The 13,540-nt window shown below is 67.0% G+C and carries 14 protein-coding genes and 1 tRNA gene; 2 read left to right on the top strand and 13 right to left on the bottom strand.

Features of this window, described 5'->3' with window-relative positions; translation table 11 throughout:
- Positions 1-306 precede the first annotated feature (306 nt).
- The 12 genes from HCC78_RS29580 to HCC78_RS29525 all read right to left on the bottom strand — a co-directional run bounded on the left by HCC78_RS29580 (position 307) and on the right by HCC78_RS29525 (position 11,960).
- Positions 307-1,878 carry a GMC family oxidoreductase gene (locus HCC78_RS29580; protein WP_172332341.1) on the bottom strand — a complete coding sequence of 524 codons (1,572 nt, stop codon included), beginning with the start codon at positions 1,876-1,878 and terminating at the stop codon, positions 307-309.
- A gap of 22 nt (positions 1,879-1,900) precedes the next feature.
- A complete protein-coding gene (locus HCC78_RS29575; RefSeq protein ID WP_172332340.1) occupies positions 1,901-2,425 on the bottom strand; it encodes a Twin-arginine translocation pathway signal in 525 nt (174 codons plus the stop codon).
- 23 nt (positions 2,426-2,448) lie between these two features.
- The gene (locus HCC78_RS29570) at positions 2,449-2,844 is read right to left on the bottom strand and encodes a VOC family protein (RefSeq protein ID WP_172332339.1); all 396 of its coding nucleotides are present in this window, start codon (positions 2,842-2,844) and stop codon (positions 2,449-2,451) included.
- Between the two features lie 111 nt (positions 2,845-2,955).
- Positions 2,956-3,249, bottom strand: coding sequence for a ribbon-helix-helix domain-containing protein (locus tag HCC78_RS29565; RefSeq protein ID WP_172332338.1), 294 nt, complete (start codon positions 3,247-3,249; stop codon positions 2,956-2,958).
- Positions 3,250-3,560: 311 nt separating this feature from the next.
- Positions 3,561-4,670 carry a Gfo/Idh/MocA family protein gene (locus HCC78_RS29560; protein WP_253949438.1) on the bottom strand — a complete coding sequence of 370 codons (1,110 nt, stop codon included), beginning with the start codon at positions 4,668-4,670 and terminating at the stop codon, positions 3,561-3,563.
- Complete coding sequence (locus tag HCC78_RS29555) at positions 4,670-5,728, bottom strand: sugar phosphate isomerase/epimerase (RefSeq protein ID WP_172332337.1); 1,059 nt, start codon at positions 5,726-5,728, stop codon at positions 4,670-4,672. The genes HCC78_RS29560 and HCC78_RS29555 overlap by 1 nt, the downstream gene beginning before the upstream one ends.
- A gap of 97 nt (positions 5,729-5,825) precedes the next feature.
- On the bottom strand, positions 5,826-6,710 hold the full coding sequence (locus HCC78_RS29550) for a carbohydrate ABC transporter permease (protein WP_172332336.1): 885 nt from the start codon (positions 6,708-6,710) through the stop codon (positions 5,826-5,828).
- A gap of 11 nt (positions 6,711-6,721) precedes the next feature.
- A complete protein-coding gene (locus HCC78_RS29545) occupies positions 6,722-7,945 on the bottom strand; it encodes an ABC transporter substrate-binding protein (RefSeq protein ID WP_216671378.1) in 1,224 nt (407 codons plus the stop codon).
- A gap of 89 nt (positions 7,946-8,034) precedes the next feature.
- Complete coding sequence (locus HCC78_RS29540; protein WP_172332334.1) at positions 8,035-9,189, bottom strand: Gfo/Idh/MocA family protein; 1,155 nt, start codon at positions 9,187-9,189, stop codon at positions 8,035-8,037.
- A gap of 11 nt (positions 9,190-9,200) precedes the next feature.
- Positions 9,201-9,962 carry a sugar phosphate isomerase/epimerase gene (locus HCC78_RS29535; RefSeq protein WP_172332333.1) on the bottom strand — a complete coding sequence of 254 codons (762 nt, stop codon included), beginning with the start codon at positions 9,960-9,962 and terminating at the stop codon, positions 9,201-9,203.
- A 28-nt stretch (positions 9,963-9,990) separates the two neighbouring features.
- On the bottom strand, positions 9,991-11,097 hold the full coding sequence (locus HCC78_RS29530) for an ABC transporter ATP-binding protein (RefSeq protein WP_172332332.1): 1,107 nt from the start codon (positions 11,095-11,097) through the stop codon (positions 9,991-9,993).
- Between the two features lie 5 nt (positions 11,098-11,102).
- Entirely contained in the window at positions 11,103-11,960 is an 858-nt protein-coding gene (locus HCC78_RS29525) for a carbohydrate ABC transporter permease (RefSeq protein WP_172332331.1), read from the bottom strand.
- 191 nt (positions 11,961-12,151) lie between these two features.
- Here HCC78_RS29525 and HCC78_RS29520 point away from each other — a divergent pair, with 191 nt between their 5' ends.
- On the top strand, positions 12,152-13,207 hold the full coding sequence (locus HCC78_RS29520) for a LacI family DNA-binding transcriptional regulator (RefSeq protein ID WP_172332330.1): 1,056 nt from the start codon (positions 12,152-12,154) through the stop codon (positions 13,205-13,207).
- Complete coding sequence (locus HCC78_RS34545; RefSeq protein WP_256368365.1) at positions 13,194-13,316, top strand: hypothetical protein; 123 nt, start codon at positions 13,194-13,196, stop codon at positions 13,314-13,316. The genes HCC78_RS29520 and HCC78_RS34545 overlap by 14 nt, the downstream gene beginning before the upstream one ends.
- 131 nt (positions 13,317-13,447) lie before the next feature.
- Here the strand turns inward: HCC78_RS34545 and HCC78_RS29515 are convergent.
- Positions 13,448-13,524: transfer RNA gene (locus HCC78_RS29515), tRNA-Met, on the bottom strand.
- Between the last annotated feature and the right edge of the window lie 16 nt (positions 13,525-13,540).

Here is a 13,540-nt window from a genome sequence, read left to right as displayed (position 1 = left end):
CCTGATCGCAACACCTTCCTGATCTGTCCGCCCTCCGGACTGCATCCGCAGACCCTCAAGCGCCCCGGTGCGTCGCCGCCCCGTCGGTGAAGGGCCTTCTAGAGAAACCCCCCGACCCCCGCAACTCGATTCTCGCACAAAACCCCAAAAAAATCCCGCGACCCAACGGAAAGATCAGAACAAACACAAAATATGTACAGAAAAATGAAGAAGACACCAAATGTGGAAAAAGACCCCGAGCTAGATGACCCAGGGCCTTCCAGGCAAGCGGAGGCGGTGTGCCGCCTGCCTCCTTCCGGGACCCGGCTAGAGCGTGCCGGACGACATCTCGCGCGCGATGTAGTCGGCCTGGCGGATCGCCAGCGACACGATCGTAAGGGTCGGGTTCTCCGACGCTCCGGTCGTGAACTGCGAGCCGTCCGACACGAAGAGGTTGGCGATGTCGTGGGTCTGGCCCCAGCGGTTCACGACACCGTCGCGCGCCCGCTCGGACATCCGGCTGGTGCCGAGATTGTGGGTCGAGGGATAGGGCGGGGTCGGAAGGGTCCGCGTCGCGCCCACCGCCTCGTACATCTTCACCGCCTGGCCATAGGCATGGTCGCGCATGGCGTTGTCATTCGGGTGGTTGTCGAAATTCACGTTCGCCACCGGCAGGCCGTAGGCATCCTTGACGTCATGGTTCAGCGTTACCCGGTTGGTCTCCTGCGGCATGTCCTCGCCGACGATCCAGAGTCCGGCCATGTTCTCGTAGCTGTCGAGCGCCGTGGTGAATTCGCGGCCCCAGCCCCCCGGATCGAGGAAGGCCGCCATGAAGGGAATGCCCAGAGCCAGCGTCTCCATCTCGTAGCCGCCGACGAATCCGCGCGACGGATCATGGCGCGCCTCGTCCTGGATGATCCCCGCCATCGTGGTGCCGCGCCACATCCGGACCGGCTTCTCGAAGGTTGCGTAGACCGAGCCGGTGGTGTGCCGCATGTAGTTGCGTCCGACCTGCCCGGAGGAATTCGCGAGGCCGTCGGGGAACATCGCGGAAGCTGAATTCAGCAGCAGCCGCGGCGTCTCGAAGGAATTCCCCGCAACGCAGACGATCCGGGCCTTCTGCATCTGCAGATCGCCATCGGCATCGAAATACTCGACCCCGGTGACCTTGCCCGCGTCGTCATGCAGGATCCGCGCAACATGGGAATTCGGCCGGACCTCCAGATTTCCGGTCGCCTCGCCGCGCGGGATGTCGGTATAGGCGGCCGACCACTTGGCTCCCCATTTGCAGCCCTGGAAGCAGAAGCCGGTCTGCTGGCAGGCCATGCGGTCGTCGTTCTCGACCGAATTGATCGCCATGTGCCCGGTATTGACCTCCGTGTAGCCGAGGGCCCGCGCCCCGGCCTCGAAGACCTTGAAATTGTTGTTTCCCGGCAGGCCCGGCAGATCGTTGGTGCGGGTCACGCCCAGCTTCTTCTCGGCGAGGTCGTACCAGGGGGCCATCTCGGCGGCGTCGATCGGCCAGTCGAGCAGGTTCGCGCCCTGCACCTCGCCATAAGTCGTCCTGGCCTTCCACTCGTGCTCCTGGAAGCGCAGGCTCGCCCCCGCCCAGTGGATCGAGGTGCCGCCGACCGCCTTCACGATCCAGGCGGGCAGCCCGGAGAAGTCCTTGGCCACGCGCCAGTCGCCGCTGGTCGTGCGCGGATCGGTCCAGGCGAGCTGGCCGAAGCTGTCCCACTCGTCATTGATGTAGTCCTCGGGCAGGTAGCGCCCGCCCGCCTCCAGCGCCACGACGCTGATGCCCTTCTGCGCCAGCTCGCCCGCAAGCACGCCGCCGCCCGCGCCGGTGCCGATGACGACGACCACGCTATCGTCGGTCCTGTCGAAAGGTGCTGCCATGATCCGTTCCTCCCTTTCCGGCTCACAGCCAGCTGATGTCGTCGAAGCCGCGGTCGATATAGCCGCCCTTCGAGTAGCTCTCGCCCTCGTAGCCGAAGACCGGCCAGACGGCTTTCTGGTTGTAGAGCCCGGTCACCAGCCCCCCGCGGATCTGCTGGAAGAACGCGCTGTCCTCCATCGCGCGCAAGAGGTCCACCCGGTCGCGCTCCCAGCCGGCACCGACATAGCTGGCATGGCCCGCGCCCTGCGCGGCCGCGTCGAGCGCCGCGATCCCCGCCTCGATCCCCGGTGCCGCCTCGGGCGTGTCGTAGCCCTTGACCGCAATCACGTAGAATTCGTCGCCGATCCTGTCATGCGGGTAGATGTCCCGCGCCATCTGCACCAGCGTCGCGAAGGTGCCGGGCTTCAGCGACGACAGTTCGGTCGCCCAGGCCGCATCCTTCGCCGCGAGGAATCCCGTCCCCAGCACGAACCCCGCCCCGGCGACGGTCGCCCGCGACAGCAGCTGCCGCCGGGTCAGGCCCCGCAGGCTCTCCCTTGTCTCCATGATGTCTCCTCCCTTTTGCATCATCACTTGAACCGCCCGCCGCGCTCCAACACCTCGATCTGGTAGCCGTCCGGATCCGCGACGAAGAAAAAGCGCGCCACCTTGGTTCCCGCCGGGGCGAATTCGACCAGCTTGCGCGGGGCCAGGCCCTCGGCTTCGAACCGGGCATGCTCAGCGTCGAGATCGGCCACGCTCACGGCGAGGTGGCCGTAGCCGTCGCCGAGGTCATAGGGCTCTGTCCGGCCCTTGTTGACGGTCAGTTCCAGCTCGAATTCCGTCTCCGGGTTCGACATGTAGACCAGCGTGAAATCCGGAAAATCCAGCCGGTCGGCGATGTCCAGCCCGAAAGCCGCCCGGTAGAAGGCGACCGAGCGCGCCTCGTCAAGGACGCGGATCATGGAATGGATCTGCTTGGCCACGTTGCTCTCCTGCTGCGGTCTCTGCCAATGCAGCAAGCGTAGCGGGGGGCACGCGGCCAGCGGGTAGTAACAACATACTACCGGAGCGATAATCCTGCCCCTTCAGATCTCCTATTCCGCGGCCACCGCAGCCGGGCGCTGCGGCGCGCCGAGCTCCAGGAACTTCAGGCAGGCACAGCGCAGGAGCGAGGTGAAATTCGATGGCTCGCCGCGAAGTTCCAGCACCTCGGCATGCAGCTTCGAGATGAAGCAGGGCGTCGACATTCCCTCGCTGGCCGCGAGCTCGTCAAGGATGGCCCAGAACGAGTTTTCCAGCCGGATGCTGGTGCTCTGGCCATTCAGGCGCAGCCGCCTGGTGCGGCAGGCATACCGCTCCGGATCCTGTCCGGCGAAGACATGGCACATCAGTTCTCCTCCCTTCGCGGCCCCGATCCCCGGTTTGTTTTCTTCTGCTGGGAGGGCCGTGCACATTGAGATCTAGCCCGCGGAACAGCGGCTGTCTACGGCGTCGCCGCACCGCACGCCGGAGCACCCCGGGCGCAGCTGCCGGTCCGGCGCAATGGCCTGCCGCGAAGGCAAATGCCTGTCACGGCGCCCTTCCGCAGGCTCCTGCGGCCGGAGCCCGTCCGGGTTCCGTTTGCCCCCTGCGCGCACGGCCGAGCCGGCATCGGAGCTGGACGCGGCCGGGCTGGATTCCGTCCGCGGCAGCCCTCCGCTCAGGGTGCGACCCAGGCGGCATTCTCCGCCGAGGAGCGCAGGCAGGCGGCGATGAAGCGCATGCCCTCCAGGCCCTCGCCGATCCCGGGCAGCGCCTCTGCCGTGCCGCCGCGGATGAGTGTGGCCGCTTCGGCATAGAGCGTGGCGAAAGCCTCCAGATAGCCTTCCGGATGCCCCCCCGGCGTCCGCAGATGCGCAAGCCCGGCAGGCGTCGCGCCCGGTCCGCCGCGGGTGAGGATCTGCGCGGGCCCGCCGAAGCGGGTGAAGGTCATTTTCTCTGGCTCCTCCTGCGCCCAGGAGAGCCCGGCCTTCGTTCCGTGGACACGCAGCCGCAGCGCATTGCCGTTGCCGACCGCGACCTGGCTGGCCCAGAGCATGCCCTTCGCTCCGCCCTTGTAGCGCAGCATGACATGGACATTGTCGTCCACCTGGCGGCCGGGCACGAAAGCATGGAGATCGGCGGAAAGCTCGGCCACCTCCAGCCCGCTGACGAAGCCGGCCAGATTGTGCGCATGGGTGCCGATATCGCCGATGCAGCCGCCCGCCCCCGAGCGGGCGGGATCGGTCCGCCACTCGGCCTGCTTGCCGCCCGTGTCCTCGACCAGCCAGTCCTGCACATATTCGACATGCACGAGCCGGATCTCGCCCAGCTCGCCCGCCGCCACCATCTCGCGCGCCTGCCGGATCAGCGGATAGGCCGAGTAGTTATGGGTCAGGATGAACTCCCTGCCCGACGCGGCCGCCGCCGCGGCGATCGCCTCGGCCTGCTCCATCGTCGCGGCCAGGGGCTTGTCGCAGATCACGTGGATGCCGGCCTCGAGAAAGGCGATGGCTGCGGGCGCATGCATGTGGTTCGGCGTGACGATGGCGACCGCGTCGATCCCGTCGGGATGCGCCGCCTCGGCCACCGCCATCTCGGTGAAACTGCCATAGCTGCGCGCCGGGTCGAGCCCCAGCTCCGCCGCCGAGGCCATGGCGCGCGCGGGATCCGAGCTGAGCGCGCCCGCGACCAGATCCCACTGCCCGTCGATCCGCGCGGCGATGCGGTGGACGGCCCCGATGAAGGCGCCCTGCCCGCCGCCGACCATGCCGAGCTTCAGCTTCTGCATCACGCGACCCCCAGCATCTTGCGGATGGCCGCCCGGTCAACGCCGGAGCCTGCGAAATCGTCGAAGGCCTTGCCGGTCACCTCGATGATCTTCGAGGCGATGAAGGGCGCGCCTTCGCGGGCGCCCTGCTCGGGCGATTTCAGGCAGCATTCCCATTCCATCACCGCCCAGCTGTCATAGCCGTAGGCCGAGAGCTTCGAGAAGATCGCGGCGAAATCGACCTGGCCGTCGCCGAGGCTGCGGAACCGCCCCGCGCGGTCGATCCAGGGCTGGTAGCCGGAATAGACGCCCTGCCGCCCGTCCGGATTGAACTCTGCATCCTTGACGTGGAAGGCGGCGATCCGGTCGTGATAGCGGTCGATGAAGGCGAGATAGTCGAGGCATTGCAGCACGTAATGCGACGGATCGTAGAGGATCTTGGCGCGGCTGTGCCCGCCGACCGCGTCAAGGAACATCTCCCAGGTTGCGCCGTCGAAGACGTCCTCGCCAGGATGGATCTCGTAGGCGAGATCGACGCCTTCTTCCGCGCAATGGTCGAGGATCGGCATCCAGCGGCGCCCCAATTCGGCGAAGGCCTCCTCGATCAGTCCCGGCGGACGCTGCGGCCACGGGTAGAGATAGGGGAACGCGAGGCTGCCCGAAAAGGTCACGGCGGTCTTCAGCCCCAGCCTGCGCGAGGCGGTGGCGGCCTTCTTCACCTGCTCCGCCGCCCAGTCCGTCCGGGCCTTCGGGTTGCCGCGGAGCGCTTCCGGCGCGAAGCCGTCGAAGAGGGCGTCATAGGCGGGATGGACGGCCACGAGCTGGCCCTGGATATGGGTGGAGAGCTCGGTAATCTCGACGCCCGCCTCGGCACATTGGCCCTTCACCTCGTCGCAATAGTCCTGGCTTTCCGCCGCGCGGTCCAGGTCGAAGAGCCGCGCGTCATTCGCGGGGATCTGCACGCCCTTGTAGCCGAGCCCTGCCGCCCATCCGGCAATGCCCGGCAGGGTGTCGAAGGGCGCCGCGTCACCCGCGAACTGGGCGAGGAAGATGGCGGGTCCCTTGATCGTCGTCGGCATGTCTGTCCTTTCGTTCACATGCATGCGGGCCCGGAACGGCCAGCGTCCCGTTCGCCCGGAGACTTGGCGGCCCGGGATCCGGCCCGGGCCGCGCAGGCTAGCGCTTGCGGAGATAGACCGCGTAGATCCAGGGCGCGATTGCGGCGGCGACGGCCACCAGCATCACCGTGGCCGCGCCGGAGGCGAAGCCGACATTGGCGCGCACGAAGAGGAAATCCATGATGAACTTCGCCGGGACGTCCGTGGCCATGCCGGGGCCGCCATTGGTCATCGCCACGACCAGGTCGTAGGATTTCACCACGGCGATGCCCAGAAGGACGACGGCGGTCACCATGACCGGGCGCAGCACCGGCAGGATGATCGAGACATAGCCGCGCCAGACCGGGATGCCGTCCACCCGGATCGCCTTCCACAAATCCTCGTCGATGCCGCGCAGCCCCGCCAGCATCAGTGCCATGACCAGCCCGGCGGACTGCCAGACCGCGGCCAGCACGACCGCATAGAGCGCCCGGTCGGGATCGGTGACCCAGTCGAAGCGGAAGTTCTCCCAGCCCATCGCGTTGACGCTCTTCTGGATGCCGAGCGACGGATTCATCATCCACTGCCAAACCACGCCAGTGACGATGAAAGACAGCGAATAAGGGTAGAGCCAGATCGTCCGGACCACACCCTCGGCCGCGATCTTCCGGTCGAGGGCGATCGCCATCAGCGTGCCAAGCACCATGCTTGCGGCAATGAAGAGCGCGCCGAAGACCAGCATGTTCTCCACCGAGGTCATCCAGCGCGCGGTCTTGAACAGCCGCTCGTATTGATGCGTGCCGGCGAACTGCATCACCGGCACCAGCTTCGAGGGCGTCAGCGACACCGCGACGGTCCAGACCATCGTGCCCAGATAGGCGCAGAGCACGATGATCCAGGCCGGCCAGAGCGCCACGGCCGCGCCGCCGGGACGGAAAGGGAGCTTGCCCGCAAGCGTGGCCATGGCGCCGGCCCTCATTCCGCGGTCATCGCGATGGCATCGCGCAGAGCAGCGGCGAAGTCATCCGGCGTCTCGGAGGGCGTGTTCCAGTACTGGGTCACGGCGTCCTGGATGGCCCCCACGCGGTCGGCCGAGGCGCTGATCTCGGGGCCCGCCACCTGGAATTCCGGCGTCTGCATCGCGGCATATCCCTTCTGCGCGCAGGCATCGAGCCCGGACACATCGGCATCCAGGCGGGCAGGCAGCCCGCCCTTGACCGCATTGAAATCCGCCTGCACCGCCGGGTCCATCATCGTGGCGGCCAGCAGCTCCTGCGCCGGAGCATTGTCGCCGCCCGAAGGCAGCACGAAGACGTCGGCGCTGATCACGAAGCGATCCTGTCCGCCGAGACCCAGCACGCAATCGAAATCCTTGCCCGGCTCCATCCCGGCCGCGGTGAATTCGCCCTTGGCCCAGTCGCCCATGAACTGCATCGCTGCCTGGCCCGAGATCACCATCTGGGTGGCGTCGTTCCACTTCCGGCCCGGCGCGCCCGGATCGACATAGTCGTTCAGCTTGCGGAAATCTTCGGCGAAGGCGGTGAATTCGGGCGTGTCGAGCACCGAGGTGTCGCCGTCGAGCACGATGCCCTTGTAGAGCGCGTCATCGCCGCGGAACATCATGATCTGGTAGAACAGCTCCAGCTCCTGCCAGCCTTCGCCGCCATGGGCCACCGGGATGAAGCCCGCCGCCTTGATCTTGTCGAGCATCGGGAAAAAGCCGTCCCAGCTGTCGGGCAGCTCGGCCCCGGCCTTCTCCATCACGCTGCGGTTCAGCCACAGCCAGTTTTCGCCGTGGTTGTCGACCGGCATGGCATAGACCTTGCCGCCATAGCTGACCGCGCCGTAGAGCGCGGCCGGCAGCGCGGCCTTCCAGCCGCCTGCCTCGGCCAGCGGCGACAGGTCCGTGAGGTAGCCCAGCTGCGCGAGATCGGCAAACTGCGTGCCGGCGTTGAACTGCAGCGCGTCGGGCGGGTTGCCTCCGATGATTGCCGAGGTCGCCGCGGCGATGGCGCTTTCGAAATCCGGCACGGCATTGTCGGTCCAAGTGCCGCCGGCTGCCTCGTAGGCGCCGATGAACACCTGCAGCGCCGCAGCTTCCGAGCCGCTGGTCCACCAATGCATCACCTCGGCCTCTTGCGCCTGGGCCGCAGTCGCGGCGGCCAGCGCCAGGGTGGTTCCGGAAAGGAGTCGTTTCACTCGGTACGTCATCAATCTTTTCCCTGTCGGTTATGCCGCCCTTGCGGCGGTCTGGCAGTCATCCGGGCCGGGGGCGCGCCCCGCCCCGGTCAGGCGTCTTCCGGCAGCCGTTCGGCAAGCAGGCTCGCCGCCTCGGCCGGAGAGAAGGGCGCGGGCCGTTCGGGACGGCTGGCAATGTCGATGGCGCGGCGCTCCGCGGCCGCAGTCTCGATGGCGAGCATCACCTCCAGCACATGCCGGGCGAACTCGCCGGAGCAGCGGTGCGGGACACCCGCCCCGATGCTGCGCGCCATCTCGGCCAGGCCGAGGCTGCGATAGCAGGAGAACGGGTATTCCCCGAGCCAGAGCCGGTTGTTGGAGCCGAAGGGGCGGCTTCCGGTATCGGTTTCCGCGAATTCGCCGCCGGGCGCGGCACGGGCGATGACGCCGCCGAAATCGTTCGGGTCCGAAATCCGCAGGGTCCCGCCGGTGCCGTGCAGCTCGATCGGGCGCAGGTCCGCATGGGGCACGTCCCAGCTTGCCAGGAGCGTGATCTCGGCGCCGGAGGCAAAGCTGAGAAGCGCGTTCAGCGTGGTGAAGGTCTCGACCGGGATGGTCTGCCCCTGCATCGGGCCCTCTGCCGTGACCAGCCGCGCGCGCCGCCCGATCCGCCCGGAGGCCTGGACGGAGGCCACGGGACCCAGCAGGTTCACCAGCGCGGCGATGTAATACGGGCCCATGTCCAGCACCGGCCCGCCGCCCTCCAGATAGAAGAAGCCCGGATTGGGATGCCAGTCCTCCATGCCGAGCGACAGCACCGTGGCCAGCCCGGTGACGACCTCGCCGATCGCACCCGCATCGATCTGCGCACGGGCCTCCTGCAGCGCCGGGCCGAGAAAGGTGTCGGGCGCCGCACCGACGCGCAGCCCCTTGGCTTCGGCCAGATCAAGAACCGCCTGCGCGTCGGCAAGGCTCAGCGCCAGCGGCTTCTCGGACCAGACATGCTTGCCCGCCTCCAGCGCCTGCAGCGACACCGCCGCATGCGCCGCCGGGATGGTGAGGTTAAGCACGGCGTCGATGTCCTCGCGCGCCAGCAGTGCCGGGATGTCCAGCGCCTCCAGCCCGAATTCCGCCGCCTTCGCCGCGGCAGCCTCGGGGCGCAGGTCGGCGCAGGCCACGTAGTCGATGTCGCGCAGCAGCGGCCCATTGCGCAGATAGGTGTCCGAAATGTTGCCGCAGCCGATCACGCCGATCCTGAGTGCCATGCCTCCGCTCCTCAGGCTGCGGCGAGCCGCTTGACGGCTTCGCTGCTCTGCGTGGCGAAGTCGAGCCAGTCCTTCGGCTCGTCATGCTCCAGCATCGCCACCCGCGCGCCGGTTGCCGCCAGCCGCGCCCAGGCGGCCGGCCAATCGACGATGCCCTGCCCGACATAGGCCCAGCCATCTTCGTCTGCCTTCTCGCCCTCGGGTGCCACGTCCTTGACATGGAAGGCGATGATCCGGTCGGCATAGCGCTCGATCCAGGCCAGCGGGTCCTGTCCCGCGCGGCGGACCCATGCGACGTCCAGTTCCAGCCGGATGTCCCCCGCATCCATCAGGTGCTCGATCGGGAAGGAGCCGTCGGGCAGCGCCACGAACTCGAAATCATGGTTGTGCCAGCCGAAGGCCAGTCCCGCAGCTGCGAGCTCCGCGCCGACCGCGGCAAGACGCGCGCCGAGCGACTTCCAGCCCGCCAGATCGACCGGCCGGTCCTCAGGCTCGAGCCAGGGGGCGATGATGATCTCCATGCCGAGTTCGCGCGCGATGGCGATGGCGCGCCCGGAATCGGCTTCCAGCATCTCCAAGTCGAAATGGCCGGACAGCGCAGTGACCCCGGCCGCATCCATCGCGGCACGCAGCCCCGCCGGATCGGCATAGAGTTCGCCATAGGGTTCGACATTGGTGACGCCAAGCGCGGCGAGCTTCGCCAGCTGCGCGGCGATCGGGCCGCCCTCTCGCGAGGTGTAGAGCTGGAAGGAAAGCGTGTGGTCGAGGGACATGGAGGTACCTGCTACAGTCGGAAAATGGTCAGAGGCGGCGGCCGGTTGCCCGGTCGAAGAGCGAGGCCCGGGCGAGATCCGGGCGGATATGGAGCCTGTCGCCGGGGGCAGGGAAATTCTCCGCCCCCATGCGCAGCGACACCTGGCCCGCGCCGAGGGCAGCCCAGACGATGGTCTCGGGACCCAGGGGCTCGGTCAGCGTGACCTCGCCCGCCAGCGGCGCTTCCTCCCCCGGTCCGGCCGGGGAGAGGTCTTCCGGACGCAGGCCGAGCGTGGCGGGCCCTGCGAAATCCGGGTTGTCGAGCAGCATGCCGGTGACGTCCAGCCGGAGGCCCTCCGCGCGGAACATCCTGCGGCCGCTTTCGGCAGCCACGTCGCCTTCGAGGAAGTTCATTTTCGGCGTGCCGAGGAAGCCTGCAACGAAGAGGTTCGCCGGGCGCCCGTAGATTTCCGCAGGCGCGCCGATCTGCTGGATCTCGCCGCCCTTCATCACGACGATCCGGTCGGCGAGCGTCATCGCCTCGACCTGGTCATGGGTGACATAGAGCATGGTCGAGCCCAGAGACTGGTGCAGCCGCTTGATCTCCACCCTCAGGTCCGCACGGAGCTGCGCGTCGAGATTCGACAGCGGTTCGTCGAACAGGAAAACCTCGGCGTCGCGAACCAGTGCCCGGCCGATGGCCACGCGCTGGCGCTGGCCGCCCGACAGGTCGGCGGGGCGGCGGCCCAGAAGCGACTCCAGCTGCAGGAACTTCGCGGTGCGCTGCACGCGTTCGGCAATCTCGGCCTTGGCCATGCCGCCGACCCGAAGGCCAAAACCCATGTTCTGCGCCACGCTCATGCGCGGGTAGAGCGCATAGGACTGGAAGACCATGCCGATGCCGCGGTCCTTCGGCTCCGCCCGGGTGACGTCGCGCCCGGAGATGGAGATCGTCCCGGCATGGACATCGATCAGTCCCGCCACAGCGTTGAGAAGCGTGGACTTGCCGCAGCCCGAGGGCCCGAGCAGCACCAGGAATTCGCCAGGCAAAATGTCGAGCGACAGGTCCGAAATCACGTCATGATGGCCGAAGCGGATGCCGAGGCCGTCGATCCCGATGGCCGCGCCCTCGGATGCGTGGGGGAAGTCTTTCATGGAAGTCAGCCTTTCACGGCGCCAGCCGCGATGCCGCGGACGAACCAGCGGCCGGAGAGAAGGTAGATGGCCAGCGGAACGATCCCGGTCAGCAGGGTGGCGGCCATGTGGACATTGTAGGGACGCTCGCCCATGCGGGTGTTGACCAGGCCCATCAGCTGCACCGTCATCGGCTGGTGCTCGCGGCCCGCGAAGATCAGCCCGAAGAGGTAGTCGTTCCAGATGCCGGTCGCCTGCAGGATCACCGCGACCACGATGATCGGCGTCGACATCGGCAGGATGACCTCGCCGAAGATGCGCCAGAAGCCTGCCCCGTCGACGCGGGCGGCATTCATCAGGTCCACAGGAATGCCGGAATAGAAGTTGCGGAAGATCAACGTCGTGACCGGCATGCCGAAGATGACATGGACCAGGATCACGCCGGGAAGCGAGCTGTTCAGCCCCACCGCCGAGAAGCTCAGCGCCAGCGGATAGATGAAGAGTTGGTAGGGAATGAAGGCGCCGACCAGCATGATCGCGAACATCGCCTCGGCGAAGCGCGCGCGCCACAGCGCCAGCGCATAGCCGTTCACCGCGCCGATCAGCACCGAGAGGAGCACGCTCGGCACCGTGATGATGACCGAGTTCCAGAAGCCGGCCTTCAGACCTTCGCAAACCTGTCCCGAGCAGGCATGGCTCCAGGCCTCGACCCAAGGCCCGATAGTCGGCGCCAGCGGCAGGGCAAAGATCGAGCTGTCACGGACCTCGGGCATGGTTTTCAGCGAGGTCGCCACCATTACGTAGAGCGGCAGCAGGAAGAAGAGTGCAGCCAGCCCGGTGAAGGCCCAGAGCCCGGCCCGGCCGATCAGGCGGTTGCCGTCCATCCGCTCAGGCCCGCCAACGATTATTTAAAACGTTTTCATTCTTTGGAAGGACAACTGGCGCAGGAGATAGCATTTATTTCCGTTTCCCTGAAGTTTCTTAATGAAGCTTTGCGGCTTCGTTATGAAAACGTTTGCATTTCATCCTCCATCTGTCAATAGTCCTGCCAGAGGTCGAGCGGGGAGAAGCTGAATTGGCCGGAAAACAGACCAGACCCGTCACCATCGCGGATGTCGCGCGCCGCGCCGGCGTGTCGAACGGGACCGTGTCGCGCTACAACAATTCGCCTGACGTGGTCAGCGCGGCCACCCGCGAGCGGATCCGGGCCGCCATCGAGGAGCTGGGCTATGCGCCGAACCTTCTGGCGCGCAGCTTCCGCGTCGGCCATACCGGCATCGTGCTCGTGCTGACCACCTGGATCAGCGACCCGTTCTACGGCGACGTGATCGCCGGGATCGTGCGGGTGGCACGCGCCAAGGGCTACACGGTGCGGATCGAGGAGCTGGATGCCGAACCCCTTTCCGCCAGCGATCTCGGCGCCTTCGTCGCTTCGCGCCAGGCCGACGGGATCGTCGTGCTTGGCAGTCCCTGGCCATTCCGCCGGGGCGCAGCCGGTCAGGATGGCGCCGAACATGCCATCGTGGTCTGCGGCGAGACTGCCGATCCCGAGCTGATGCGCTATCCGCGGTTCCAGATCGACGGCCATGCCGCCGCGCTCGAAATCACGTGCTATCTTGCCGGACTCGGGCACGAGCGGATCGGCTTCATCGGCAATGCCGGCTCCACGGTGCCGCTCCTGGAAAGGGAGCACGGCTATCGCGAAGGTCTTTCGCGAAGCGGGATCAATCCGGACCCCGAATGGCTTTCGGATGGCGGGGAAAGCATGGAAGAGTCTCGCCGGGCGGCTCGGTCGCTTCTGAATGCGCAGCGTCGGCCGACAGCGATTGTCTGTGCCACGGACGAGATTGCGCTGGCTGCGATGGCGGAGATCCGCGATGCAGGGCTTTCGGTGCCAGGCCATGTCAGCGTCACCGGTTTCGACGATACGCGCTACGCCGCGGTCTCCAATCCGGGACTCACGACGATCGCCCAGCCCGCGGGCGAGATCGGCGAACGTGCGATGCACCGGCTGCTGAAGGACATGTCCGGCCCCGGCGCCGGCGCCGGTGTGGAACACCTTCCCTACCAGCTTGTGATCCGTCGTTCGGCGTCGTCACCGCCTTTCGGAGAGCGGGATGGCGAAGCGTGACGCGGGTCTATTCAGCCAGGCGGTCGTGATCCGCTTCTTGGCCGTCGTGATCTCGATTGCGGGGGCGGCCTTTCAGGCGTGTCCGTTCATGGCGTCGGATTCCACCTGATGTTTTCCGTCCATCAATGCCCTGTCGTCACTTCCGGTACGGGCTTGGCCTTCGGCTTTTCATTTTTCTTTCTGCCGGACAGATGCGCAACAGCGCCGCGGTCCATTCGGAGGCGGCGTGTTCGCTGGATTTGGTTGCGGGAGCAGGATTTGAACCTGCGACCTTCAGGTTATGAGCCTGACGAGCTACCGGGCTGCTCCATCCCGCGCCAATTCTGTCCGTTC

The sequence above is a fragment of the Mangrovicoccus sp. HB161399 genome (assembly GCF_013184745.1).
In the GTDB taxonomy this organism is placed as follows: Bacteria; Pseudomonadota; Alphaproteobacteria; order Rhodobacterales; family Rhodobacteraceae; genus Mangrovicoccus.
Note: the sequence above shows the minus strand (reverse complement) of the source record. Positions and strands in the feature narration are given on the sequence as shown.